Annotated in this window: 22 protein-coding genes; 13 read left to right on the forward strand and 9 right to left on the reverse strand. The window is 43.4% G+C overall.

The window, feature by feature from the left end; genetic code table 11:
* Window positions 1–182 precede the first annotated feature (182 nt).
* On the forward strand, window positions 183–584 hold the full coding sequence (locus R7035_RS11945) for a hypothetical protein (protein WP_005372960.1): 402 nt from the start codon (window positions 183–185) through the stop codon (window positions 582–584).
* Between the two features lie 68 nt (window positions 585–652).
* Here the strand turns inward: R7035_RS11945 and R7035_RS11950 are convergent, their stop codons facing one another.
* The 3 genes from R7035_RS11950 to R7035_RS11960 all read right to left on the reverse strand — a co-directional run bounded on the left by R7035_RS11950 (window position 653) and on the right by R7035_RS11960 (window position 3,371).
* A complete protein-coding gene (locus tag R7035_RS11950) occupies window positions 653–748 on the reverse strand; it encodes a MetS family NSS transporter small subunit (protein ID WP_005372963.1) in 96 nt (31 codons plus the stop codon).
* A complete protein-coding gene (locus R7035_RS11955; protein WP_005372966.1) occupies window positions 745–2,211 on the reverse strand; it encodes a sodium-dependent transporter in 1,467 nt (488 codons plus the stop codon). The genes R7035_RS11950 and R7035_RS11955 overlap by 4 nt, the downstream gene beginning before the upstream one ends.
* A gap of 569 nt (window positions 2,212–2,780) precedes the next feature.
* Window positions 2,781–3,371, reverse strand: coding sequence for an outer membrane protein (locus R7035_RS11960; protein ID WP_318146144.1), 591 nt, complete (start codon window positions 3,369–3,371; stop codon window positions 2,781–2,783).
* Between the two features lie 127 nt (window positions 3,372–3,498).
* Here R7035_RS11960 and R7035_RS11965 point away from each other — a divergent pair, with 127 nt between their 5' ends.
* A complete protein-coding gene (locus R7035_RS11965; protein ID WP_005372970.1) occupies window positions 3,499–3,591 on the forward strand; it encodes a YnhF family membrane protein in 93 nt (30 codons plus the stop codon).
* Window positions 3,592–3,635: 44 nt separating this feature from the next.
* On the forward strand, window positions 3,636–4,787 hold the full coding sequence (locus R7035_RS11970) for a patatin family protein (RefSeq protein WP_176311090.1): 1,152 nt from the start codon (window positions 3,636–3,638) through the stop codon (window positions 4,785–4,787).
* Window positions 4,788–4,895: 108 nt separating this feature from the next.
* On the opposite strand, the gene pyk is transcribed toward R7035_RS11970, so the two are convergent.
* A complete protein-coding gene (gene pyk, locus R7035_RS11975) occupies window positions 4,896–6,338 on the reverse strand; it encodes a pyruvate kinase (protein WP_176311089.1) in 1,443 nt (480 codons plus the stop codon).
* 407 nt (window positions 6,339–6,745) lie between these two features.
* On the opposite strand from pyk, the gene R7035_RS11980 reads away from it, so the two are divergent.
* Window positions 6,746–7,963 (forward strand): ROK family protein, encoded by a 1,218-nt coding sequence (locus tag R7035_RS11980; RefSeq protein ID WP_005385828.1) that lies wholly within the window; start codon window positions 6,746–6,748, stop codon window positions 7,961–7,963.
* A 363-nt stretch (window positions 7,964–8,326) separates the two neighbouring features.
* Entirely contained in the window at window positions 8,327–9,280 is a 954-nt protein-coding gene (locus R7035_RS11985) for a chemotaxis protein CheV (protein WP_005372976.1), read from the forward strand.
* 72 nt (window positions 9,281–9,352) lie between these two features.
* On the opposite strand, the gene R7035_RS11990 is transcribed toward R7035_RS11985, so the two are convergent.
* From R7035_RS11990 to R7035_RS12005, 4 genes are all read right to left on the reverse strand, one after another.
* Window positions 9,353–12,427 carry an error-prone DNA polymerase gene (locus tag R7035_RS11990; protein WP_064368639.1) on the reverse strand — a complete coding sequence of 1,025 codons (3,075 nt, stop codon included), beginning with the start codon at window positions 12,425–12,427 and terminating at the stop codon, window positions 9,353–9,355.
* A 27-nt stretch (window positions 12,428–12,454) separates the two neighbouring features.
* The gene (locus R7035_RS11995) at window positions 12,455–13,858 is read right to left on the reverse strand and encodes a Y-family DNA polymerase (RefSeq protein ID WP_054729229.1); all 1,404 of its coding nucleotides are present in this window, start codon (window positions 13,856–13,858) and stop codon (window positions 12,455–12,457) included.
* A gap of 4 nt (window positions 13,859–13,862) precedes the next feature.
* Window positions 13,863–14,555, reverse strand: a complete 693-nt coding sequence (gene imuA, locus R7035_RS12000; RefSeq protein ID WP_318146145.1) for a translesion DNA synthesis-associated protein ImuA — start codon at window positions 14,553–14,555, stop codon at window positions 13,863–13,865.
* A 129-nt stretch (window positions 14,556–14,684) separates the two neighbouring features.
* Entirely contained in the window at window positions 14,685–15,431 is a 747-nt protein-coding gene (locus tag R7035_RS12005) for a YciK family oxidoreductase (protein ID WP_005372980.1), read from the reverse strand.
* 254 nt (window positions 15,432–15,685) lie between these two features.
* On the opposite strand from R7035_RS12005, the gene sohB reads away from it, so the two are divergent.
* The 8 genes from sohB (at window position 15,686) to R7035_RS12045 (ending at window position 24,796) form a co-directional block, all read left to right on the forward strand.
* Window positions 15,686–16,747, forward strand: coding sequence for a protease SohB (gene sohB / locus R7035_RS12010; RefSeq protein WP_206959656.1), 1,062 nt, complete (start codon window positions 15,686–15,688; stop codon window positions 16,745–16,747).
* A gap of 208 nt (window positions 16,748–16,955) precedes the next feature.
* On the forward strand, window positions 16,956–17,636 hold the full coding sequence (cmk, locus tag R7035_RS12015) for a (d)CMP kinase (RefSeq protein WP_021033981.1): 681 nt from the start codon (window positions 16,956–16,958) through the stop codon (window positions 17,634–17,636).
* Window positions 17,637–17,746: 110 nt separating this feature from the next.
* Window positions 17,747–19,417: a 30S ribosomal protein S1 gene (rpsA, locus tag R7035_RS12020; protein WP_005385817.1), complete on the forward strand. Its 1,671-nt coding sequence runs from the start codon at window positions 17,747–17,749 to the stop codon at window positions 19,415–19,417.
* Window positions 19,418–19,630: 213 nt separating this feature from the next.
* On the forward strand, window positions 19,631–19,912 hold the full coding sequence (gene ihfB, locus R7035_RS12025) for an integration host factor subunit beta (protein ID WP_005385816.1): 282 nt from the start codon (window positions 19,631–19,633) through the stop codon (window positions 19,910–19,912).
* A gap of 269 nt (window positions 19,913–20,181) precedes the next feature.
* Entirely contained in the window at window positions 20,182–20,478 is a 297-nt protein-coding gene (locus tag R7035_RS12030; RefSeq protein ID WP_005376663.1) for a LapA family protein, read from the forward strand.
* Window positions 20,479–20,496: 18 nt separating this feature from the next.
* Complete coding sequence (lapB, locus tag R7035_RS12035) at window positions 20,497–21,672, forward strand: lipopolysaccharide assembly protein LapB (protein WP_005376665.1); 1,176 nt, start codon at window positions 20,497–20,499, stop codon at window positions 21,670–21,672.
* Between the two features lie 84 nt (window positions 21,673–21,756).
* Window positions 21,757–22,458: an orotidine-5'-phosphate decarboxylase gene (gene pyrF / locus R7035_RS12040; protein ID WP_017821659.1), complete on the forward strand. Its 702-nt coding sequence runs from the start codon at window positions 21,757–21,759 to the stop codon at window positions 22,456–22,458.
* Between the two features lie 499 nt (window positions 22,459–22,957).
* On the forward strand, window positions 22,958–24,796 hold the full coding sequence (locus tag R7035_RS12045; RefSeq protein WP_017633867.1) for an extracellular solute-binding protein: 1,839 nt from the start codon (window positions 22,958–22,960) through the stop codon (window positions 24,794–24,796).
* A gap of 60 nt (window positions 24,797–24,856) precedes the next feature.
* Here the strand turns inward: R7035_RS12045 and R7035_RS12050 are convergent, their stop codons facing one another.
* Window positions 24,857–25,096, reverse strand: coding sequence for a hypothetical protein (locus R7035_RS12050; RefSeq protein WP_005376679.1), 240 nt, complete (start codon window positions 25,094–25,096; stop codon window positions 24,857–24,859).
* Window positions 25,097–25,134 lie beyond the last annotated feature (38 nt).

The raw sequence follows: 25,134 nt of genomic DNA on the forward strand, positions 1-25,134 counted from the left end.
AGGCTTCGGCCTCCTTTTTTAGTTCCTATTTTATTAACTGACAGTTCCTTTTTAGTGTGATCCTAAACTCATCTTTACTTTTGTCAGCTTTTTCATACATCGAGCTTACCCATCGTTGACATATTGATATGCCATTATGTTTGAATAGCGAATAATGTTTTTTTGAATAATTGATAACGTGTATGAAGAACAAATTCATTTTAGTTTTGGGACTAGTTTCTAGTACGGCAATGGCGGCAAGCGAACCAACGGATCTATCAGTTGGTATGGCTGTCGATCAACAATTAAGTGTTGTTGTAGAGTTAGATAACAAATATCGTGGCATTATCGGAAACGATGGTATGGCGTTTGATTACATCGCTAAGCGTGGAACATTCGATCAAAACATGCCTGTGACTTGGTATGTCGGCGTTGGTGGCTGGTATGAATGGGATGACGAGTTTGGTGTGAGAGTACCACTTGGTGTGAACTGGGATTTATCACGCGGCTGGGACCTTTATGGTCAAATACACCCAGAGCTAGATCTTTACAAAGGTGCTGACTTGCAACTTGGCGGCGCCGTTGGCATCAAGTACAGTTTCTAGAATTGAACTAATGTATGTATAAAAAAACGCCGGTAACTACCGGCGTTTTTTATGTGGAACTTAACGTTCTATTGTTTATCCATGGCTCGCTTGATGCAAACGGCAGCGCCGCCCCAAGTGATACCTAAACCAATAACCATCATAATAATTGCGCTGATTGTCATTTTGCTGTCTCCTTGCGGTTCACTGCGTTGATCACTAGACCAAAGATAAAGAGTGCGGCGATAAGTGCCCAGCCTAAAGTTAGATCATAGCCACCGTAGCCTTCAGTAATTAGGGCGTATAGCTTGGTCGCTAAGATAATGGCGAGCATGATTGGTGTAACGAAGCGTAAGCAGATCTCGAACCATTGACCAACAGAGAAATCAGAGCGCTCGTTAACGTAATTACGTACTTCTGGCACGCGCTTCAATAGCCACGCCATCAAGACAATCTCAACCAGACCACCAACCATGATGCCAACGTTGTTTGCAAAGTGGTCTACTAGATCGAGTAGCAGCAGACCGCCATTGGTAGCAAACGCCATAGAGACAACGAAGCCAATACCAATCACAACATTTGCAGCTTTTTTACGGCTCCACTTCAGCTTGTCGATAATGGCTGAAGTTACGGCTTCCATAATTGAAATATGCGAACTTAGACCAGCAACCACCAGTGCAAAGAAGAACAGTGGACCAAGAATATATGGGGCAGGTAGTAGGTTAATTGCCGCAGGTAAAGTAACAAAAGCCAAGCCAACGCCTGCAGATACCACCTCTGTTAACGGCTTACCTTGCTCTTGAGCCATGTAACCCAATACTGAGAAGATCATGATGCCGGCTAGGATCGAGAAGCCACAGTTGATCAACACGGTCATAAACGCGTTATTCGTTATGTCTGACTTTTCTGGTAGGTAGCTAGAGTAAGCTAGCATGATGGCGAAGCCGATACTTAGCGTAAAGAAGATCTGACCATATGCCGCTGCCCATACTTTCACATCCCAAATTTTGCTGAAATCGGGTTCGAACATGTAGTTCACGCCATCTAGAGCTCCTGGCAAGAAAATCATACGTCCGATTAAGAAAATCACCATCAAGAATAGGATTGGCATCATAATTTTAGATGCTCGTTCAATTCCTGATTTCACGCCTTTGGCAATAGCGGTGTAAGTAATTGCCCAAGCAATCACCATGGATAAAGCAATCTTCCATTGAATACTGCCTAAGTCTGTTGGTGAGTTGTCACCTAGCTTTAGGTATTCACTAAAGAAAAATGCGTTGGTATCGGTTCCCCAACCTTGAGTGAACGACAACCCAAAGTAAGAAATCGACCAACCGATAACAGCCACATAGTAAACGGCAATAACTGCAGCCACACCAACTTGGAACCAGCCAAGCCATTCAAATTTAGAATGAATTTTCGCTAGTGTTTTTGGTGCCGAGCCTCGGTATTTTTGTCCCATACTGAACTCAAGGATCATAAATGGAATACCGGCAGTGATCATGGCAAAAATGTAAGGAATAAAAAATGCGCCGCCACCGTTTTCATAGGCCATGTATGGGAAACGCCAAATGTTTCCCAAACCGATAGCAGACCCAACTGCTGCTAAGATGAATCCCGCCCGGGATCCCCATTGTTCTCGCTTCATATTTGACTCCTATAAGACTCCCTGAGGAATGAAGCTCTCTACGTAACACAGTAATAATTGCGCAAACAGTTGGAAGAAAGGACCGCTGTTATCCATCAGCTTTTCTATCCTTAATTCTAACTTTTTATAATTTTATAGAGCTATATTCTGGCTACTGTAAGAGAAAGTAGATTATTAATCTTAAAATTTTGATGTGTGTTTGATAAAACTGAAATATTTATCTGTTTTCACTGATCAGACTAACTTCTAATAATACTTAGCGCAATAGAATCTAAATGTTAATTCAGATGCGTTGTCTGGTTTTAATCTTGTTAAATTTGAGTTTGATTGTGGTTTTGTGTGGGTGGTTGGTTGTTTGTCTGGAATAAATAACTGGGATCTAATAATTGCTTTGGTGTTTAAGACTATTTTGATGAATTAGGGCGTACGGCTATCTTTTGTGCACCTATCTAGATGATGCTTCGTTACTTTGCCAAACAATGGTGTTTAGACGATGTCCTTTATCGGCTCTGTGCAGGACTCGTTCAGCGTTCTTTGTGACGAGCCCTACAGAGGAACATGCATAAAAATTAGAAGCGGAAACTAAAACCAACATTTGATTGGAATTGGTTCATCCAATCAGTATCGAACTTAATGATACAGTTTGAGCCGTCATTAGGTAGAGTACAGGCGCCAGATGTATCGTTATCAACGACCATTCCTAACCATCTCAGTTGGGCTGTTAACGCAAAGTTCTTTGAAAATTCATATTCCAGCCCTGCAAAAGCGCTAGCCGAAAATCCGTATTTTTTGTCTACCCAATCCACATCGGCATAAGAAGCGCCCAAACCTACACCGATATAGGTTTGCCAATTTTCTGCGACAGGATAGTACATGCTGCTTTGGAAGTGCAGATAATGGATATCTGCCGAGTTGGACAGCTTTTCAAGTTCCGTCGATTGATTGGAGTAAAACAATCCGATCCTTCCTTTTTCTAAGGGAGTCTCGACTGAGAGAGCGTAGTTCACTGCGGGGTCGAGATCGTATGTATTACCACTTTCATCCTCTACTTGGCCGCCTCCTGTATAGCCTATGTATGGTGTAACGATGATATTCGCTTGTGCATTGATAGCAGTACTCATCATCATGATTCCTACTAGCCAGCTGAGTTTTTGGTTCATGCCCTATCTCCTTATTATGACTAAGCTAATTGTGATGGGTTAGTCAAAATTGCGCGACTAAATTAAGCAAATCTTGAACATATTTCACACCGGTGTTATTAATTTGTTACATATTAAGGAGGTGTTTATGGAACACGATCTAAAATCCGCATTAATCATTGTGGTGACTGTTTTTGCAGTGCTTTTGTCATTTGGCATCATTGCTATTACAACAGCTTAAGATAACCACTTTTACCAAACGTTTTAACAAAATGGCGTGAGCCTATGATACGTAACAGCGGTATAATCACAGAAAGCCATGCAGAGCTTGATGTAAAAGTTTATGAGCACTTTAGGCATGGTAAAACTGCTTTAGTCACGCAAGGTGGAGGGCAGAGAGGGATTTTTACCGCTGGCGTTTTAGACGCCTTTTTACTTTCCAACTTCGATCCTTTCGATGAATTCTATGGCACCTCTGCCGGAGCACTTAACTTATGTTCTTACTTGTGTCGTCAACATGGCATGGGCAAAGCTTTTATTACCGAGCTGACAACGTCTCCTGAATTTTTTAATCTGTTTCGCTATATCCGAAAGCAGCAGTACTTAGGTTTAGAGTGGGCATTAGAACGGATTCAAGATTTCCCATACAAGCTTGACCTTGATTTAGGTCGTAGTGCATTGGGAAAACGAGGAGCGTTTGCTGCGGTAACGAATATAGAGACGCTATCAGATCAATATCTACCAATCTTGGATGACTCGTGGTTTAACACTATGCTAGCGACATGTGCGATTCCCAAGTTGTACCACGGACCTGTCGACGTAAATGGCAATAAGTTTGTTGATGGCGGCGTGTCTGCCTCTATCCCTGTTCAAGAAGCGTGGCGTCAGAATGCTCGCAACATTATTGTCATTCGCACAGAGCCGTTTTCAGAGATTGAAGCGAGAGCCCAAAGTGAAGTGGGGGATGTGCCTGTCGAATGGTATCGAGAGTCTATCAACTCAGTACAGCAATCATGGCAGCAAAAAGTGAATCAGTGGAAGCTGGATTGGGCGTCGTTCTTCCAACAAAAAATTAATGCAGCACATCAATCGAAGCTTGCAGGGAAAATGCTGTTAAATGGAGGTCGTTGGTTGTTCGGTGCCGATAACTTGTATCGTTTAAGTCATCTGATTGGTGAGAATTTTGATTCAGGTTTAGCCGACATGCTGATGATTCATTATCAAACATTTGAGCTCACTCAGGCCTTTATATCTGCTCCACCTGACGACACTTTTATTTTACAAGTTGCGCCTAAAGAGGGGCTTCGTTCTTCTTCTTTGTTAAGTGACCAAGAGTCACTAGAGCATGACTATCAACTTGGGCTTCAAGCTGGGTTTAACCTAGTTCAACTCTATGACCAGCTGGATGTTGAAATTGATGGTAGAGAGAGAGCATAAACCTTCTTACGTTCACGATGTGCGCAATATACAAAGCATATAAATAAGGCTCCATTTTCGGAGCCTTATTTGCGGGTTCTTGTGGTTAACTCCGGTTAGGTATAACGACTACGCTTGTAGAATGCGCATGCAGTTGGTTGAGCCAACAACATCCATTACATCGCCTTGAGTAATAATGACTAAATCACCTTTGTGCAAGTACCCTTGCTCTTTAAGGCTAGTAATCGCTGCTTGAGCCGTTGGTAAACCCGCATCACTTTTTGACTCGAAATATACAGGTGTCACGCCTCGGTATAATGCTGCTCGATTTAGTGTCGATTCATTCCGTGATAAGGCAAATATTGGCAAGCCAGAGCTTAAGCGAGACATCATCAACGCAGTCCTGCCGGACTCAGTTAACGAGATCATCGCTTTAATTCCTTCCATGTGATTCGCAGAGTACATGGTTGCCATTGCGATGGTTTCTTCAGCGGTTTCGAAGGTTCTATCTAAGCGATAAGTAGATAGACTTGCCTCCGACATTTTTTCTGCCCCCACACATACTTCGGCCATGGATTTGACCGTTTCTACAGGATATTTACCTGCAGCAGTCTCTCCAGACAGCATCACCGCGTCAGTGCCGTCTAGAACCGCATTGGCCACATCCATCACTTCAGCACGCGTTGGCATTGGGCTAGTAATCATGGACTCCATCATTTGTGTCGCAGTAATCACGATACGGTTTAAACTGCGTGCGCGGCGAATCAGTTTTTTCTGGACACCTATGAGCTCAGGGTCACCGATTTCTACACCAAGGTCACCACGTGCAACCATCACTACATCGGATGCGAGAATAATGTCGTCAATAGACTCATTGGTCGCGACGGTTTCTGCTCGTTCGACTTTAGCCACTAACATGGCTTCAAGGCCTGCATCTCTGGCTAAGCGTCGAGCGTAATGCATGTCTTCGCCGTTACGCGGGAATGAAATAGCAAGGTAGTCTACTTGAATTGCTGCGGCGGTAAGAATGTCGGCTTTATCTTTCTCTGTGAGCGCATCGGCTGACAATCCGCCGCCTTTTTTGTTGATCCCTTTATTGTTGGACAGTGGACCACCGACAATCACACGGGTATGAACTTTATTACCCTCTACTTTGGTAACTTGCAGCTGAACGCGTCCATCATCGAGTAATAAAATGTCATTTGGTGAAACATCTTGCGGTAGTTCTTTATAATCTAACCCTACAGATTCTTGATTGCCTTCACCTTTTGGTAAATCACTATCTAATGTGAATTTATCGCCCACATTCAAAATGACTTGGCCGTCTTTAAACGTTGATACACGGATTTTAGGGCCTTGTAAGTCACCAAGAATTGCAACCTGACGCCCAAGTCTTGCTGCAATGGTACGGACTTTGTTCGCACGTTGAATGTGGTCTTCACTGGTTCCATGTGAAAAATTCATACGGACAACGTTTGCACCGGCTTTGATGATCTCCTCAAGTATATTGTCCTTATCCGTTGAAGGACCCAGCGTAGTGACAATTTTTGTTCGTCTTAATTTGGAAGTCATAGATTCTCCGATGAATGTGTGTGTACAGGTAACTTGAACTCTATCCTTACTTTACGCAATCGCTCTCAAGGTTAGCCTCGCTTAGCCCACACCTTAAAGCTACTTGAATATAAGTATATGCACAGAATGTTTACATTAAGAGTAACCCCGGTAAAACAGACAGATATTCGACAGGCAATGGCCTTATTGATAAAAATACGCTGCTTTAAAGGCATTACTTCATAATTTAGTGAATAAAAATAAGTTATTTTTCAAACAATTTAACAGGAGTAGATTCTTCGTTATTTGATTGAATACACAAACAAACAGGTTTATACGTGATGCTTGTCACGGGGATTTATTAATTCACTTCACAATTAGTTCGCAAAGTAAAAAAATTGTCCCGTTATAGAATTTCGGAGTGCAAGATGTACATGGCTCAACCGGGCCATATTGATCATATCAAACAGGTCAATGCTGGTCGTGTATATAAACTAATTGACCTAAAAGGTCCTATTTCTCGAATTGATTTGTCCAAGCAGAGTGAGCTTGCTCCTGCTAGTATCACCAAAATCACTCGAGAATTAATTGAAGCGCACTTGATTCATGAAACGACAGTACAAGAAGCGACGAGTCGTGGTCGACCTGCTGTCGGTTTGCAGGTCAATAATGAAGGCTGGCAATTTTTGTCAATGCGTTTGGGGCGGGGTTATTTAACCATTGCTTTGCATGAGTTAGGCGGTGATGTACTGATCGATACTAAAATCGAGATACACGAGCTTGATCAAGACGATGTGCTTGAGCGCCTGCTTTACGAAATTGATGAATTCTTTCAGACTTACGCGGATCAACTTGATCGTGTTACCAGTATTGCCCTTACGCTGCCTGGTCTCGTGAACTCAGAGCAAGGTGTCGTTTTGCAGATGCCTCATTACAATGTCGAAAATCTTGCTCTTGGACCAGAGATATACAAAGCAACGGGCTTGCCAGTTTTCATTGCCAATGACACGCGAGCTTGGGCATTAGCAGAAAAGCTTTTTGGTCATTCTCAAGATAATGACAACTCCGTTCTTATCTCTATCCACCACGGTTTAGGTGCGGGCATCATTCTGGATGGGCGCGTTTTGCAAGGCCGTCACGGTAACATTGGTGAACTCGGGCATATTCAAATTGACCCAAATGGAAAACGTTGTCATTGCGGCAATATTGGCTGTTTGGAAACCGTTGCCAGTTCTCAGGCAATTCGTGAAGAAGTCGTAAGACGAATCGCTGATGGCGAAGACTCTATTCTTGCTAAACAAGAGGAAATGAGTATTGAGAGCATTTGTGAAGCCGCTGCAAACGGTGATCCTTTGGCCGTCGATGTGATTGAAAAACTTGGACGCTACTTAGGCTCTGCAATTGCTATTGTGATCAACTTATTTAACCCTGAGAAAATCTTGATCGGTGGTGTGATTAACCAAGCAAAAGATGTGCTTTATCCTGCGGTTCGTCGCTGTATCGAAGAGCAGAGTTTACCTGTTTATCACCAAGATCTTGAGCTGGTGGAGTCTCGTTTCTATAAGCAAGCCACAATGCCTGGTGCCGCGTTGATTAAGCAAGCGTTGTACGATGGTCAACTATTGATGAAGGTTGTGGAAGGTTAAGTACTTTTTAACATGATGATGTGCCTGGCTGTTGAGACTGCATTTGTAGGTGATTTAGGGTGAGACTTAACGGCTCACCCTTTTTGATCGCCTATTACTAGAAAGGGAATTTGAGTTATGTTGCATTGCTATATCTGCGCCATTCATGTAATTTCCTAAAAAGCTCAAGTAAATAAACAAAATGGCTTTCAATGTGCTGCGTGACTTTGCGTCTGATGCAAAGAGAAGTAATACGCTAAAACTGTTGTACTTTAAAGCTGTGCTCGAAAAGCCAAATATTTTAAGGTTATTTGGTTATATAACCTTGCTGTGTCTGTACTGATTTCGAGTAAAATAAGAATTATCCATAATTTAGGTAGTAGTATGTCCGGAGTGTTAAATACGGTTGACCAGCGTACAAACTTGGTTGGTGAAAATCGACTAGAGCTTCTGCTGTTCACTTTAAATAGTCGCCAATTATTTGCGATTAATGTGTTCAAAGTGAAAGAGGTCATCAAGCTTCCACCGTTAACCAAGCTCCCTGGATCGCACTACAATATTCGTGGGGTTGCTTCTCTACGAGGTGAAGCGGTACCAGTGATTGATTTACGAGGCGCAATTGGTTTTCCTGCTTTACGTGGTGAAGCGGAAGAAGAAAATTTGATCGTGACAGAGTACAACCGCACGGTGCAGGGCTTCTTAGTCGGTCCGGTTAAAAACATTATTAATACGGCATGGACTGAAATTCAGCCGCCTCCTTCCACGTCTGGTCGCTCGAATTACCTCACGGCTATCACGCAAATCAAAGAGGGGGATGCCTCTCAAATTGTCGAAATTATTGACGTTGAAAAAGTTTTAGCAGAGATCGTACATTACGACGTGACTATCTCGGAGGACATTCTCGATCAAGAATTGGCCCAAGCAATGGTCGGGCGTAATGTTCTGATTGTGGATGATTCCTCTACAGCTCGTAATCAAGTTCGCGATACGCTTTCTCAATTGGGTATGAATATCATCGAGTGCCGTGACGGGCTAGAAGCGTTAACGGTTTTAAAACGTTGGTGTGATGAAGGTAAAGATGTAGAAAAAGAGCTGTTGATGATGATTACGGATGCTGAAATGCCTGAAATGGACGGTTATAAACTGACCCATGAAGTGCGCCAAGATCCACGTATGTCTAAGTTGTTTATCACATTGAACACTTCTCTGAGCGGTAGTTTTAATGAAGCCATGGTACAAAAAGTAGGCTGTGATCGCTTTATATCTAAATTCCAACCGGATCTGCTGGTTGAAGTTGCTCAAGACCGATTACGCCAGATGCTTTCTAAAAGTGCATGATTAGATCTAGTGAAATCAGAGGGAGCGCACCTCTCTCTGATTTTTAACATTTCTCTCCTTAATTCCTCTGTACTAATGGAAATCCCGAGATTTACTTTGTAGATTGTTCAAGTAGTGCGTGCAATCCATCAACTTGCCAGCAATAACGTGTGTGACTTCTCCCTCTTTTTCAAGAATGCCTTTCACCATTAATACTTTAGCGCCTAAATACGCTTGCTTTTGGGCTCGTGCTGTCGCTTGCCAAACGACCACATTAATGTTGCCCGTGTCATCTTCTAACGTAAAAAATGTCACGCCAGCGGCGGTGCCTGGAGATTGTCTTCCTGTTACCACACCTACCACTGTGACCAGTGACTTATGCGGTTTCTCTGTCAGTTGCCTCATGCGGGTAAAGTGAGGGAGTTTGCCCGTTTCTTCTAATAATTTAATTGGATGGCGGCTAAGAGATAGTCCCGTGCTTGCGTAATCCTCAATTAAATTTTCATATTCAGAGGGTTGAGTCTGGTAGCTAACATTGGGTTCTTCGACCTTGTGAAACAATGGTAGGTCAGATAAGGAATCCATTGCTGCCCAGCGAGCGTTATAACGATTTCCCGATAAGGCCTGAAATGCATTGGCTGAAGCCAATAATTCAATGTCACTTCGGCTTCTTAATATCTGCTTTACTTCTTGAATCGATCGGTAACCATTAAGTGGTTTGCGCTCAATAAGCCTTTGTGCGCTTTCTGCGTTAAAGCCTTTCACCAAGCGAAAACCAAGTTGCACGCCGAGCCTGCCATTCGGACGTGAGACGAGATGATGTTGATATTTTGAATGATTGACGCACACCGGCAATACTTCGACGCCATGTCGGCGAGCATCTTGTACTAATTGCGATGGGCTATAAAATCCCATTGGTTGGCTGTTCAACAATGCAGTGTAAAATTCGGCTGGGTAATAATATTTTAACCATGCAGAACAATATGCCAGCACTGCGAAAGACGCTGAATGACTTTCAGGGAAACCGTACTCACCAAAGCCGCATATCTGATCGAAAATGCGCTCAGCAAACGCTAAGTCATAACCTCTCTCTTGCATACCATTGATCAGTTTTGGCCTGAATTTAGCGAGATCGCCATTCTTTTTCCATGATGCCATCGCTCGACGGAGTTGATCGGCCTCGCCGCCGCTAAACCCTGCGGCTACCATGGCTAGCTTGATGACTTGCTCTTGGAAAATAGGGACGCCCATAGTCCGCTCCAGAACGCTTTTTACTTCTTCCGATGGATAACTGACAGGCTCTTTGTGATCTCGTCGTTTTAAAAAAGGATGCACCATATCACCCTGAATAGGGCCTGGACGAACAATTGCAATTTGAATCACTAAGTCGTAATAACAAGCAGGCTTTAGGCGAGGAAGCATGCTCATTTGTGCACGAGATTCTATTTGGAATACGCCTATCGTGTCAGCTTTTTGGATCATGCGATACACGTGTGGATCATCTTGTCGGCGAGTGATTTCGGAAATAGAGAGGGATCGCTGGTGATGTTTCTCGACCAGCTGAAAGCATTTTTTGATGGCGTTTAACATGCCGAGTGCGAGCACATCGACTTTTAGTAGCTTCAAGCTTTCTAAATCGTCTTTATCCCATTGAATGATAGTGCGATCTTCCATCGAGGCATTTTCAACAGGTACCAACTCATATAAAGGGCCAGATGAAATTACAAAGCCACCTACGTGCTGAGATAAATGGCGTGGGAAGCCAATGATCTCGTTGACCAATTGGATAAATTGCTGCCCTTTGAGAGATTCTGGTTGTAAGCCAAGTTCAATAATTTGAGCTTGCCAGCCTTGGCTGCGATCTCGGCGATTAACGTTCTTAATGAAAAAATCTAATTGGGTCTCTTCAATCCCTAGTGCTTTACCGACTTCACGCACGGCACTTTTAAAGCGATAGCTGATCACTGTTGCAGCAAGTGCTGCACGCTCACGGCCATATTTTTTGTAAATATACTGGATAACTTCTTCACGGCGCTCGTGTTCAAAGTCCACATCAATATCCGGCGGTTCCTTACGTTCTTTACTGATAAATCGTTCGAATAAGACAGCGATTTGTCGAGGATCGACGGCGGTAATTTCCAGGCAATAACACACCACAGAGTTTGCAGCGGAACCTCGCCCTTGGTAAAGAATGCCTTGCTGTTTCGCGAACATTACGATGTCGTGAATAGTAAGGAAGTAGTAGTGGTATTTCAGCTCTTGAATAAGCGCCAGTTCATTCTCGATGGTTTGATTGACTTCTGCTGGCACGCCTTCAGGAAAACGCAGCTTTTTACCGCGTTCGACCAACATACGTAAGTAAGAGTCGGGTGTGTAACCATCTGGGATCAGCTCGGTAGGATATTCGTATTTTAAATCGGAGAGCTTAAACTCGCATAAATCGGCGATGTAAGTGCTTTCTTCCAGCCATTCTGGTTTGTAAATCCGAATCAACTTTTTAAAAGGACGAAGTGCTCGCTCAGTATTCGAAATACGATCAAAACCGAGTTTATCGACGCTACACCCATGCTTTATAGCAGTAAGTACATGCTGTAATGGCAAGCGTTCAACATCATGCATGAGAACGCCTCCGCAGGCAGTTATAGGTAATTGAAATTCATGTGCTAACTGCTCGCAGTGCGCAATGTATTCAGTATCGTTGTTACTCAAATGGCGCTGAATCGCTACCCACAAACGATTAGCGTGGTGTTGATTGAGCCAGCGCCCCCAATAGTGATCACTCTCTTGATGTGTGGGCAGCCACAATACCAAACAATGTCGAACCGACATCAAATCCCATTCGAACAGTTGATAGTTGCCTTTTTCACTGCGTCTCCTTGCGTTTGTGATGATACGACACAACTCGGCATAAGCCTTGCGACAAGGGCAAAGCAGTACGATTTGGCATTCATCATTTAACCAAAACATACTTCCAACGATTTGTTTGATATCGAGTTTATGTTGTTCGATGGTTGCATGGGCTTTGACAACGCCCGCGACTGAACATTCATCCGTTATAGCTAGAGCTTGATAGCGATAGAAAGCAGCTTGGAGTACCAGCTCTTCTGCATGAGAAGCCCCAGTCAAAAAAGAGAAGTTAGACTGACAAAATAGTTCCGCGTAACTCATAATGACCCAACAAAAATAACTGTCGATTTAACAAAAATAGCCATGAAGAAACCAGTGCTTGTGCTGATCGCGAAATATCCATAACCAGCGGCCTTGCTTGGTGTGTGCAATGTAGTAATCACGCATGATCTCATCACCATCCCACCACCCAGAAACTATTCGCTCAGGTCCGTGGACCAAAGAAACTTGCTCTTGCAATACAATGGGAGTCGGTAATTGCATTGCTGGGCGTAGTATGGATGGTATGGCGTGCCCCTTTTCATCCGGAGCATCAGCAGGGCGATACTGACTGGCCTTTTCTGGTCTAGGATCGCAAGCAATATTGGGTTTTAAAACGGCACTTTTTCCCAATTTAGCTTGCAGTAAAGAGAGCAGCTCTAAAGCATTCATGTTTCCTTTCTGCCCAGCAAAGAGATCGCGTGATGCACTAAGAGGCTCACCTTGACGGATGACTTTTAACGTTAGCCCTGTGACTGGGCCATTAAGCGAGAGTGATTCTAAGCTTAAACTCGCTAACTGTTGCCAACGCTGACATAGGTAATCACCTTGCGCAGAAGTGAGTTGAAGGTGTTGCTCTTGTTTCTCACGCTGGTGGAGTGTTAAACACAGTTCAAAAGCGACCTTATCTCTTAATTTAAGAAAGGTTTCGAGTTGACGAAGTAATTTGGCCAACGGCTTTTCAATCCACTGAACGTTTTCGATCTCAAACAAGAGCTCTAAATAAACTTGGAAGGATTCGGTAGGGTGATAAAAGTCGACAGGGTGTTTAAACTGCCCAGTCAGTCGACCAACGTAGTTCACCAAATCGATATCAAAGCGTCGTGCGATGTCTTGCAATGGCAGTTCAAGCAGGTTTTGCAATGTGGTGACACCTACACGTTGTAACTTCTCTACGGTAGCGTTTGATAAATCTGTCAGTTTTAACGGTAGTGGTGATAAAGCTTTTTGTATGGCAGATTTGTCTTCACTGATGACGTTCGCTCCTGATATTGCCATCAATTTGGCAGCAAAAGGCGAAAAACCACATCCGAATTGAAAACTCAGTTTCAGCTCCGATAAGTGAGCTCTGACTTTATTCCAATAGTTTTCAAGCCCTTCATACAGAGCGAGCATTGGAGTAGCACGCAGTAAAATACCTTGGTTTGGCATCAACACAACGTCAGATGTGATCAAATACAGCCATTGAGCAATTTCTTGTAACTTGCTCCATTCGGTGTGCGGATGATAAGGATGCACTTGTAAATCTCGACACAAGGACGCAGCACTGCCTAGGCCCATACCTGGTTTAATGCCTTGTTGTTCGGCAATCTCGTTGTATTGAAGAATCTGGCAACGTTGGCTTTCGACAATCACCACGGGTTGTTCTTGGTTATCACCAAAGAGTGCGTCTAGCTGCAGGCGAGGGAAGTGCAAGTAAATCCACAGAGCCATATCACTAACCTTGGTTCGCCAGTGGGAAATTGACCACAGTCGAGTGCACAGTTTCAGATGATGGTTTCACCAGTTGCGGGTAATGGTGTTGGAAGCCGATACTAACGCTACCTCTATTCCAGCCTCCTTTCCTTTTCAGCACTTCAACATGAATCCCTTGCTCGTCGCCTTTCAGTTTTAAACTGAGTGACACAGGCAAAGACAAGCGGTTGATAGTATTTGTTTTAAGCATAAAGAGAGGGCAAGTACCTTGTTCACTCGCTACCTGTAAGCGTTTCACTTGATGTATTTCAAGCTCTTCTTGCCATAACAAAACATTACTGCATACCCCACTTTTCAGACATTGCTCTGCAGCCCAAAGAGCGTCTTTGGGGTGAGTTGGAGTAACGACCCACACTTGGTTTATATCCAACCCGATGTAGTGTAAAAACAGAGAATTCACTAGCGCAGGTGGTTGAATAAATGCGGTCACACCATTGGTCTGAGTGGCTTTTAAATAGGGAGCGAGCAAACGCAATTCACCAATACTACCAATAGATTCCATCTCCACTACGCCATGAGGTGGAAAGCCTCCGCCGAGCAAATCATCTAATTCAGAAAAACCGGAACTAGTCTGCAACTGCTGAGGATCTGCTTTCGTTAAATTTGCTTGCCAAACAAGGTGTTGGCTTTTTAAGTTCTGAATAATATCTTGCATAATAAATACCTGTATATATGTACAGTATATTTCTGTGGGAGAAAGTCGCAAGATTTTTATGAAGAGAGAAATGAAAAAAGGCAGCGTTTGCTGCCTTTTCAATCGATTATGTGAGGTAACCTGAATGAGTTATTTACGCTTCGGTTGAGCGTCGATGCACTGACCGTTCACATCGGTAACCGCAGGATCCATTAAGTGCAAATATAGCGGCATGATATCCAGTGGCGTTTTGAGAGTATTCGCATCTTCACCCGGATATGCTTTTTCACGCATGCGAGTACGAGTGGCACCAGGGTTAATTGCGTTAACGCGGATCGGTGTATCACTCAGCTCGTCAGCTAAAACTTGCATCATGCCTTCTACGGCAAATTTAGAGATAGCGTATGGCCCCCAGAATGCGCGGCCAGAGTGGCCGACAGTTGAAGAGGTAAAGATAATACGCCCAGCTTCTGATTTACGCATCACAGGCAGTAATGCTTGAGTCATTAGCACTTCGGCTTTCACGTTGATCTGCATGATATCGTCGAAGTCTTCCTCTTTGATTTGATCAAATGGACACAGCGAACTCAAGACACCTGCGTTGTGTAATAGACCATCCAAGCGACCAAACTGTCCTTCGATTGTCTCTGCCATATCAATGTAATTCTGCTGAGTTGCACCCTTGAGATCTAATGGAATGATAGCAGCTTGTGGATAGCCAGCAGCTTCAATCTCATCATAGATAGATTCAAGGTTTTGCACATTTCTACCCAAGAGAATAACAGTTGCACCGTGCTCGGCATAAGAAAGCGCGGCTTGACGGCCGATGCCATTACCAGCGCCAGTAACAAGAATGACTTTACCTTTTAGAGCATCAGCTGAAACGGAGTAGTTCACGGCGATAAATCCTTATTATTGTAAGAGGGTCCATGATAGTTAATTGACGCTAAAAAACGCCTGTTTCTCAATGGAAAATCTTGGTAATCGTGACAAGATGGTTACAATACACCAATTCATGTGTTATACCAATTCCAGAACTTTCGTTAGGTATGCTATCAATCAGAACAAGTGGTTACAAACCGCGCTGCCTTCTCGCTGATGTTTCTGCGTAACATACTAACGTCATCTGAAATGAGATAAAGGAGCTCTCGTTGGAATTTTTATTAGATTATGGTCTGTTTCTGGCCAAAATTATCACGGTGGTTGCTGCGATAATTGTTCTGCTCATTATTGCAAAATCGGCTGGTGGCAAATCGGGTGCGGCGAAAGGGGAGTTAGAGATTACCAACCTTTCAGAGCAACACAAACAATCTGTTGAGCAGTTAGAGCATCATTTGCATGACGATGCTTTCATCAAGGCTCGAGATAAAGCCGTCAAGAAAGAAGAAAAAGAGAAGGACAAATCTCGCGAGAAAGAAATCAAACAAGCGAGCAAAGACGGTTCATTAGATAGCAAGCGTGAACCACACCTATTTGTTCTTGATTTCAACGGTAGCATAGACGCAAAAGAAGTCGCGTCTCTACGTGAAGAAATCACCGCTATTTTGGCTGTCGCACGTGAAGGTGATGAAGTGTTACTTCGCTTAGAGTCTGGCGGTGGTATGGTTCATGGTTACGGCCTTGCCTCTTCTCAACTGGACCGAATCAAAGCTGCGGGTCTTCCTCTGACCATCTCTGTTGACAAAGTTGCGGCAAGTGGCGGTTACATGATGGCATGTGTAGCAGATAAAATTGTTTCTGCACCATTTGCAATTGTGGGTTCTATTGGCGTTATCGCACAGATTCCTAACTTCAACAAACTGTTGAAGAAACATGACATTGAGTACGAACAACTAACAGCGGGTGAATATAAACGCACGCTAACGATGTTCGGTGAGAATACCGATAAAGCGCGCGATAAGTTTAAGCAAGAACTTGAAGAAACACATGTCTTGTTTAAAGACTTCATCCGTGAGCGTCGTCCTAGTTTGGACCTAGACAAAGTAGCCACTGGTGAGCACTGGTTCGGCACACAAGCGAAAGAGCTTGGTTTGGTGGATGACATTAGTACATCTGATGATATCGTTGTTGCGGCATGCAAAGATAAAACTGTACTTTCTGTGCATTATGTACAAAAGAAAAAACTGGCCGACAAGCTAGCAGGTGTGGCGGGTAAAGTCGCTGATAGTGTGATTTTAAAGTTAGCTGAGCGTGGTCAAAAGCCGATTGTTTAATCGAGCTTAAGTTCATGACATTTAAAACGGCGAGGGCGGAAGCTCTCGCCGTTTTTGTTGAACTTTATGTTTATTGATGAATCCAATTACGCATTAGGTGTAATGCTTTACACGACATTTTTCCTCGCTCCAAAGACTGATTACCCGTATAATGTGCGCCTCGAAAACCGAGCAAATTGCTGAAAAGAAACTATTGGTGGAGAAGAACATGTCCTCTCAAACTCCGGTTGTAACCGTAGATGGACCTAGTGGTGCAGGTAAAGGCACTTTATGTATGTTGCTGGCGAAAAAGTTGGGTTTCCAACTCTTAGATTCTGGCGCAATTTATCGTGTACTTGCACTCGCTGCGATTCACCACGGTGTCGACACCGAGTCAGAAGATGCTCTTGTCCCACTAGCAACACACCTAGACGTTCAATTTATCGCGGAAGGTGACTTAGTTAAGGTCATTCTAGAAGGCGAAGATGTGTCAGGGGAGCTTCGTAAAGAAGAAACGGGTATGGCAGCATCTAAAGTTGCGGCTTTGCCACGTGTTCGTGAAGCATTACTACGTCGTCAGCGTGCATTTGAGACCGCTCCGGGTCTGGTTGCTGATGGTCGTGATATGGGCACAATTGTATTCCCGAGTGCGCAAGCAAAAATCTTCCTTGATGCGAGTGCTGAAGAGCGTGCAAATCGACGCCTTAAACAGTTGCAAGAGAAAGGGTTAGATGTTAGATTTGCTGACCTTTTAAGCGAGATCCAAGAGCGTGACGACCGAGATCGTAACCGCCCAGTGGCGCCATTACGCCCTGCTGAGGATGCGCTTGTGCTAGATTCTACGTCGATGACTATCGACGAAGTAGTAGAAAAGGCACTACAATATATCGAATCGAAGCTAGCTGAGTAATAATACTCGACTAGGCTAAGAGCGTTGGTCGCAAGGATGATGACTGGCGAATTTAATAACCCCATGCGGTAGGATACCCGTGGAAGTTTAATTTATTGAAGATTAATTAAATGACTGAATCTTTTGCTCAACTCTTTGAAGAGTTTCTAAACGAAACAGAATTCCAACAAGGCAGCATCGTTAAAGGTACTGTAGTAGCTATCGAGAACGGTTTCGTTCTTGTTGACGCTGGTCTTAAGTCTGAATCTGCTATCCCTGCTGAACAGTTCAAGAACGCTGCTGGCGAACTTGAAGTTGAAGTTGGCGCTGAAGTAGACGTAGCTCTAGACGCTGTTGAAGATGGTTTCGGTGAAACTCAACTTTCTCGTGAGAAAGCTAAGCGTCACGAAGCTTGGATCGTACTTGAGAAAGCTTACGAAGAAGCTGAAACTGTTGTTGGTATCATCAACGGTAAAGTTAAAGGCGGTTTCACTGTTGAACTAAACGGTATCCGTGCTTTCCTTCCTGGCTCTCTAGTAGACGTACGTCCAATCCGCGACACTGCTCACCTAGAAAACAAAGAGCTAGAGTTCAAAGTTATCAAACTTGACCAAAAACGTAACAACGTAGTTGTTTCACGTCGTGCAGTTATCGAATCAGAGAACAGCGTTGAGCGTGACGAGCTTCTAGAAACTCTACAAGAAGGTTCTGAAGTTAAAGGTATCGTTAAGAACCTTACTGACTACGGTGCGTTCGTTGACCTAGGTGGCGTTGACGGTCTTCTACATATCACTGATATGGCTTGGAAGCGCGTTAAGCACCCATCTGAAATCGTTAACGTTGGTGACGAGATCCAAGTTAAAGTTCTTAAGTTCGACCGTGAGCGTACTCGCGTATCACTAGGTCTTAAGCAACTAGGCGAAGATCCATGGGTAGCAATCGCTAAGCGTTACCCAGAAGGTCACAAACTAACTGGTCGCGTAACTAACCTAACTGACTACGGCTGCTTCGTTGAAATCGAAGAAGGCGTTGAAGGTCTAGTTCACGTTTCAGAAATGGATTGGACTAACAAGAACATCCACCCTTCTAAAGTTGTTAATGTTGGCGACGAAGTTGAGGTTATGGTTCTTGAAATCGACGAAGAACGTCGTCGTATCTCTCTAGGTCTGAAACAGTGTAAAGCTAACCCATGGCAGTCATTCGCTGAAGCACAAGCTAAAGGCGACAAAGTTACTGGTAAGATCAAGTCTATCACTGACTTCGGTATCTTCATCGGTCTAGAAGGCGGCATCGACGGTCTAGTTCACCTATCTGACATTTCTTGGAATGTTGCTGGCGAAGAAGCTGTACGTGAGTACAAGAAAGGCGACGAGATCTCTGCAGTTGTTCTAGCAGTAGACGCTGAGCGTGAGCGCATCTCTCTAGGCATCAAGCAAATGGAAAATGACCCATTCAATGCTTACGTTGCTGACAACAAGAAAGGTGTTCTAGTTAACGCTACTGTAACTGCTGTTGACGCTAAAGGCGCTACTGTTGAAATCGCAGAAGGCGTTGAAGGTTACATCCGTGCTTCTGAAGTATCACGCGATCGCGTAGAAGATGCTTCTCTAATCCTAAGCGCTGGTGATGTTGTTGAAGCGAAGTTCACAGGTGTAGACCGTAAGAACCGCGTAATCAACCTATCTATCAAAGCTAAAGACGAAGCTGACGAGCAAGAAGCAATGGCATCTATCAACAAGCAAGATGACAATGCATTCGGTAACGCAATGGCTGACGCTTTCAAAGCTGCTAAAGGCGAATAATATACTCGCTTAAGCAAAAAAGGAGCCGCAAGGCTCCTTTTTTATATTTGGTCATATTTAAGTAGTAATACTAATGACAGTAAACTATCTTAATAAAAGGCATTTCTTCATTGCGCATTTTGCATAAAATTTGTCTAGAATTGTCAGCAAGTGTTTGTTGGAATTAGTATTACTTACTATAATAAGTGATAAAGATACTCAAAGAGGGCAACTATGACTAAGTCTGAACTGATTGAAAGACTCTGCGCTGAGCAAACACACTTATCAGCGAAAGAGGTAGAGGATGCTGTAAAAGATATTTTAGAGCACATGGCCTCTACACTAGAGAGCGGTGACCGTATCGAGATCCGTGGCTTTGGTAGTTTTTCTCTTCATTACCGCGAGCCTCGCGTAGGTCGTAACCCTAAAACGGGCGATAAAGTGGAATTGGAAGGTAAATACGTTCCACATTTCAAACCTGGTAAAGAACTTCGTGAGCGTGTAAATATTGGTTAATGCACTCTTATTAGTTTGAAAAAAGCGGCATACGTTTGTGTATGCCGCTTTTTTGTAATGTATCCAAGTTAGTCATACATCCAAGATCGTTTACTAATCTAATTGTGGATTCAGCTGTTTTCTATACCCAAATAACTTTAACTTCTAAGCATGTCTACAAACTAAGCATCTTGAGGTTACTTGGGTATAGATTATTGCTAATATACGTAGTCTGAAGAAGCATTTTCCTGCATAATCTTACCGACTTACTCCTAGAAGGGTGATGTAACATGAAAATTATAAAAATCGTTGCTGTTTTAGCTCTCTTTTTAATTGCATTGGCGTTAGGTTCCCAAAACCAAGAGCTCGTGACTTTTAACTATCTTCTAGCAAAAGGAGAGTTCCACTTATCTACGCTATTAGGTGTAGTATTTGTGGTTGGCTTTGCTTTAGCGTGGGTTATATTTGGTAGCATCCAACTGAAAACTCAGCTACAGGTCCGTCGTTTAAAGAAAAAACTGAAAAAGTACGAACCAACTGAATCAAACAACGCTGCTGATAAGCCAGCCATTGAAAAACAGGCATAAGGATAAGGCTTAACTTTAATGCTTGAACTACTCTTCTTGTTGTTGCCTATAGCTGCTGCGTATGGCTGGTATATGGGGCATCGCAGCGCTCAGCAAGACAAGCAGAAGCAATCTCATCAAATCTCTCGTCAGTATATGACGGGTCTTAATCTGCTGCTCTCTGACCAATCAGATAAGGCTGTCGATCACTTTATTGAATTGCTCCAAGTTGATAACGAGACCATCGATACTCACCTTGCGTTGGGTAACCTGTTCCGGTCTCGTGGTGAAGTCGACCGCGCAATCAGAATTCACCAAAATCTTATTTCTCGTTCAGGCTTAACACTGGACCAAAAGAACCTCGCCCTTCAACAGTTAGCGAAAGACTACATGGTCTCTGGTTTTCTTGATCGTGCAGAGAAAATCTTCGAACAGTTAGTCGAAGAGCCAGATTACAAAGAGGCGGCTCTTCAACAATTAGTGACCATTTATCAGCAAACACGAGAATGGGAAAAGGCGATTTATTACGCGAACCAATTGGCTAAGTTAGGTAATAAACGCTCAAGGATGCGTGCAAATATTGCCCATTTTTGGTGTGAAATAGCCATGCTCGACCAAGCTGATGGGAATACTAATAAGGCAATACAGCATTTTAAAAAAGCGTTAGCGGAAGACCCGAAGTGTGTTCGAGCAAGTATTGCTTTGGGACGAATTTACCTAGAGTCTGAAGACTATAAGCACACCATCAAATATCTGACGGGGGTACTTGAGCAAGATAAAGACTTTATCAGTGATGTCTTGCCAACTATTGCAGAATGCTATCATCATCTGGGTCAGGAAGATGAACTTGTCGAGTTTCTGAGAGCTTGTATTGATAAGAAAGCAGGCGTATCAGCCGAGTTGATGTTGGCTCAATTAGTTGCTCATCACGAGAACGTTGGGGCTGCTCAAGAGTTACTGACGAAACAATTGCTGAAAAACCCAACCATGAAGGGCTTCTACCGTTTAATTGACTACCACATTGCAGAAGCAGAAGATGGTCGAGCGAAAGACAGCCTATCAACACTACAAGCGATGGTGGGTGAACAGTTAAAAGTGAAACCGCATTACCGATGCCGGAAGTGTGGATTTTCTACCCATTCCCTTTATTGGCATTGTCCGTCCTGTAAAGGATGGGGGACGATCAAGCCAATCCGCGGATTGGATGGTGAATAATTCTTAATGCAGCTGGCAGAGTTTCTGTCCGCTGCATTTTTTTAACTTTTTATTTAATAAGAACCAAAACAGTTAGGAGATGAAATGATCGACCAAAAAGTTATTGTCGCACTGGATTATGATAACCAAGCAGATGCACTTGCGTTTGTAGATAGAATTGATCCTGCGTCATGCCGACTAAAAGTTGGCAAGGAGATGTTTACGCTATTTGGTCCTGATTTTGTACGTGAACTCCATAAACGTGGTTTCTCGGTATTCCTAGATTTAAAATTTCACGATATTCCAAACACCTGTTCGAAAGCAGTTCGCGCTGCGGCTGAAATGGGTGTATGGATGGTGAACGTACACGCGAGCGGTGGTGAGCGTATGATGACGGCATCACGTGAAATTCTTGAGCCATATGGTAAAGATCGTCCACTTCTTATCGGTGTAACGGTACTAACCAGTATGGAACAAAGTGATTTAGCTGGTATTGGTTTGAATGTTGCGCCTCAGGAGCAAGTGATTCGTCTAGCAACCTTGACCAAAAACGCGGGCTTAGATGGTGTCGTATGTTCAGCGCAAGAGTCCTCACTACTGAAGAGCGAACTAGGCCAAGAATTTAAATTAGTGACCCCTGGTATTCGACCTGCTGGTTCAGAACAAGGTGACCAACGCCGTATCATGACGCCAGTAGACGCTATCCAATCAGGTTCAGATTATCTTGTGATTGGTCGCCCTATCACTCAAGCGTCAAATCCTGCAGAAGTGCTGAAGTCGATCAATGAGAGCTTATCTAAAATGTAAGCACTGTCTCGATTGTATGGAGAAAAGTGAGGCTAAGATGCCTCACTTTTTATATCGAGTGAAAATACTGATCGCGGTAAACAACCATTCCTTTTAACCAGCTATGTCTGATCATTTACTCGCTGTAACTGGTATATCGGGGCCAATTGAGATAAAGGTTCTGCGGTTTATTCTGAGTAAAGTAGGGCTTGGTACTATGCTGATCACACTTTTGTAACATAACTCACTGTGATGCCTCGAAAATGCAATCATGTGTTATTGATGGCTTGCGTTACAAATATCTAAAGAATACTATGGCGAAGATGCATTCACTGCGTTGTAAGGTCTAGGATGACCTAGTGAAACTCTTTGAAATTAATATAGAAGCTGGCAGGACGTCACTTCATATTACGTTCCTATTATTTCCTATCTGCGTATTTTAAATCGCAGCTTTCTGTGAGCTTTCACACGCTGTCTTCCTTGTTACGACCTTAGTGCGCAAACACAACAAGGAAGAAACATGACTAAAAAACTGCCATTTTCAGTACTAGCAACACTGACCGCTGCCAGTTTTCAACTGAGTGCGGCAGAATTGCCAGCTGATATCGAATGGATTTCAAACAACAACGAACCTCTATTTGCCTCTGAAGAAGCGGTACGAGGTGGCACCTATCGCACTTACATTCAGAGCTTTCCGCAAACATTACGAAGTGTTGGTCCAGATGCGAACTCAGGTTTGCGCCAATACTTAATGGATGGTTCACCAAAACTGGCTCAGCGTCATCCAAATACTGGCAAATGGATCCCTCAACTTGCTAAGTCATGGGCATTTGGAGAGGACAACAAAACCGTATTCTTTAAACTCGACGAAACGGCCGAGTGGTCAGATGGTGAAAAAATTACAGCAGATGATTACGTCTTTATGATGAAGTACTACACGTCAAAAGACATTATCGACCCGTGGTATAACGACTTCTTCACAAACAGTATTGTGAGTGTTGAAAAAATTGATGACTACACGATCAAAGTCAATCTTGCTGTAGCTCAAAGTCATGACTCACTTATGGTTATGATTAACATGCCAAGTAATGGTTTTCAGCCTCGTCCTGAACACTTCTTTGAAGGAGAAAAGGACGCAAATAACGATGGCATGCCTGATAACTTTGTCAGAAAGTTTAACTTTAAATCTGAGCCAACCGCAGCGCCTTACTACATTGATCAAGTGAAGAAAGGTAAGAGCGTGACATTCAAACATGTCGGTGAAGATTGGTGGGGATACAACAACCGCTACTATAAAAACCGTTATAACGTTGAAAAGGTTCGCATTAAGGTAATTCGCGATCCTGATATTGCCATGAAGCACTTTGAGAAAGGCAACTTAGACTACTTTGAGATGGTGCTACCAAGCTTTTGGCATGACAAAACCAATAGTGATGTGTACAAAAAAGGCTATATCCAAAAGTACTGGGGCTTTAACGAAGCACCGCAAGGAGCTGGTGGTCTTTGGATGAACACAGCGATGCCGATGTTGGATAACCTAGAAGTGCGTAAAGGTGTTATGGCAGCCACTGACTATGACGGCATGATTGAAAACATCATGCGTGGAGATTATTCACGTAAACCGCATGGACTCGGCTTTGGTCATGGCGAATACGATGATCCTAACAATACACCGCCAAAGTTTGATGCTGATGCGGCGGTTAAACACTTCGAAAAAGCGGGCTTTGACAAAGTGGGCGCAGATGGTATTCGTGTTAACGACAAGGGCCAACGCTTGAGCTTTGCTATCACCTATGGATACAACTCTTGGACACCGCGTATTGCATACCTGAAAGAGCAAGCGAAACTTGCTGGTCTTGAGTTCACGTTAAATTTGGTGGATGGCTCATCTGCGTTTAAATACATTCTTGAGAAAAAGCATCAGCTAGCGTTTTTGAATATGGGCTCTGGTGAGATCCCTGCGTATTGGGAATACCTACACTCGGATAATGCAAATCGACCACAAACGAATGCTCACACCAACTACAGCAGCCCTGAGCTAGACAAGTTAATTGAAGCGTATGACTCTGAGTTTGATCAGGAGAAGCGTTACGACTTGTCGCATCAAATCCAAAACTATGTCAGCAAAGCGAACATCATCGTTCCTGGCTACATGGTGCCTTATTCTCGAGTTGCTCATTGGCGCTGGGTTAAAATTCCTAAAAACGGCATGACAAAAGCGACAGAATGGGTGCTTCATCCAATGGATATCGGTAATTTCTGGATTGATAACCAAGTAAAAGAAGAGACAGAAGAAGCGATGGACGAGGGTAAAACCTTCCCAGAATTAACGGTAATTGATGATCGTTACAAATTGTAAATCAGTAGTTTAGATAGAAAATGATAGCCCCGGTAATGAATTTTATCGGGGCTTTCTTTTTTACTTAATAAGGTAAGACGCTTCTAAAAGGTAGGTTTTTGCATCACCAAGCAAAGAGAACGCTTTATCGATGGTTTTAAATCGATCATCAAGCGAGTCGCTTGATATCAGCTGGCTGAATGTTTGCAACGAGAAAGCTTCGTTTGCTTTGAAGAACTGATGTACGTTTTCAAGCTGCACTTTATGAATATGCTCCACCTTATTTAGGGCGGTGGTTAAATCGGAAATGTTAATCGACATTGCTATTCGGGAACCTTATCAACAAGACCTATATGAGG

This window comes from Vibrio sp. 1731 (genome assembly GCF_033339955.1).
GTDB classification, from domain to species: domain Bacteria; phylum Pseudomonadota; class Gammaproteobacteria; order Enterobacterales; family Vibrionaceae; genus Vibrio; species Vibrio alginolyticus.

What these genes read in the sequence shown, in the direction of transcription:
- R7035_RS11945 (WP_005372960.1), top strand. Translation starts at nt 183, where the DNA reads ATGAAGAACAAATTCATTTTAGTTTTGGGACTAGTTTCTAGTACGGCA.
- R7035_RS11950 (WP_005372963.1), bottom strand. Translation starts at nt 748, where the DNA reads ATGACAATCAGCGCAATTATTATGATGGTTATTGGTTTAGGTATCACT.
- R7035_RS11955 (WP_005372966.1), bottom strand. Translation starts at nt 2,211, where the DNA reads ATGAAGCGAGAACAATGGGGATCCCGGGCGGGATTCATCTTAGCAGCA.
- R7035_RS11960 (WP_318146144.1), bottom strand. Translation starts at nt 3,371, where the DNA reads ATGAACCAAAAACTCAGCTGGCTAGTAGGAATCATGATGATGAGTACT.
- R7035_RS11965 (WP_005372970.1), top strand. Translation starts at nt 3,499, where the DNA reads ATGGAACACGATCTAAAATCCGCATTAATCATTGTGGTGACTGTTTTT.
- R7035_RS11970 (WP_176311090.1), top strand. Translation starts at nt 3,636, where the DNA reads ATGATACGTAACAGCGGTATAATCACAGAAAGCCATGCAGAGCTTGAT.
- pyk (WP_176311089.1), bottom strand. Translation starts at nt 6,338, where the DNA reads ATGACTTCCAAATTAAGACGAACAAAAATTGTCACTACGCTGGGTCCT.
- R7035_RS11980 (WP_005385828.1), top strand. Translation starts at nt 6,746, where the DNA reads ATGTACATGGCTCAACCGGGCCATATTGATCATATCAAACAGGTCAAT.
- R7035_RS11985 (WP_005372976.1), top strand. Translation starts at nt 8,327, where the DNA reads ATGTCCGGAGTGTTAAATACGGTTGACCAGCGTACAAACTTGGTTGGT.
- R7035_RS11990 (WP_064368639.1), bottom strand. Translation starts at nt 12,427, where the DNA reads ATGAGTTACGCGGAACTATTTTGTCAGTCTAACTTCTCTTTTTTGACT.
- R7035_RS11995 (WP_054729229.1), bottom strand. Translation starts at nt 13,858, where the DNA reads ATGGCTCTGTGGATTTACTTGCACTTCCCTCGCCTGCAGCTAGACGCA.
- imuA (WP_318146145.1), bottom strand. Translation starts at nt 14,555, where the DNA reads ATGCAAGATATTATTCAGAACTTAAAAAGCCAACACCTTGTTTGGCAA.
- cmk (WP_021033981.1), top strand. Translation starts at nt 16,956, where the DNA reads ATGTCCTCTCAAACTCCGGTTGTAACCGTAGATGGACCTAGTGGTGCA.
- rpsA (WP_005385817.1), top strand. Translation starts at nt 17,747, where the DNA reads ATGACTGAATCTTTTGCTCAACTCTTTGAAGAGTTTCTAAACGAAACA.
- ihfB (WP_005385816.1), top strand. Translation starts at nt 19,631, where the DNA reads ATGACTAAGTCTGAACTGATTGAAAGACTCTGCGCTGAGCAAACACAC.
- R7035_RS12030 (WP_005376663.1), top strand. Translation starts at nt 20,182, where the DNA reads ATGAAAATTATAAAAATCGTTGCTGTTTTAGCTCTCTTTTTAATTGCA.
- lapB (WP_005376665.1), top strand. Translation starts at nt 20,497, where the DNA reads ATGCTTGAACTACTCTTCTTGTTGTTGCCTATAGCTGCTGCGTATGGC.
- pyrF (WP_017821659.1), top strand. Translation starts at nt 21,757, where the DNA reads ATGATCGACCAAAAAGTTATTGTCGCACTGGATTATGATAACCAAGCA.
- R7035_RS12045 (WP_017633867.1), top strand. Translation starts at nt 22,958, where the DNA reads ATGACTAAAAAACTGCCATTTTCAGTACTAGCAACACTGACCGCTGCC.
- R7035_RS12050 (WP_005376679.1), bottom strand. Translation starts at nt 25,096, where the DNA reads ATGTCGATTAACATTTCCGATTTAACCACCGCCCTAAATAAGGTGGAG.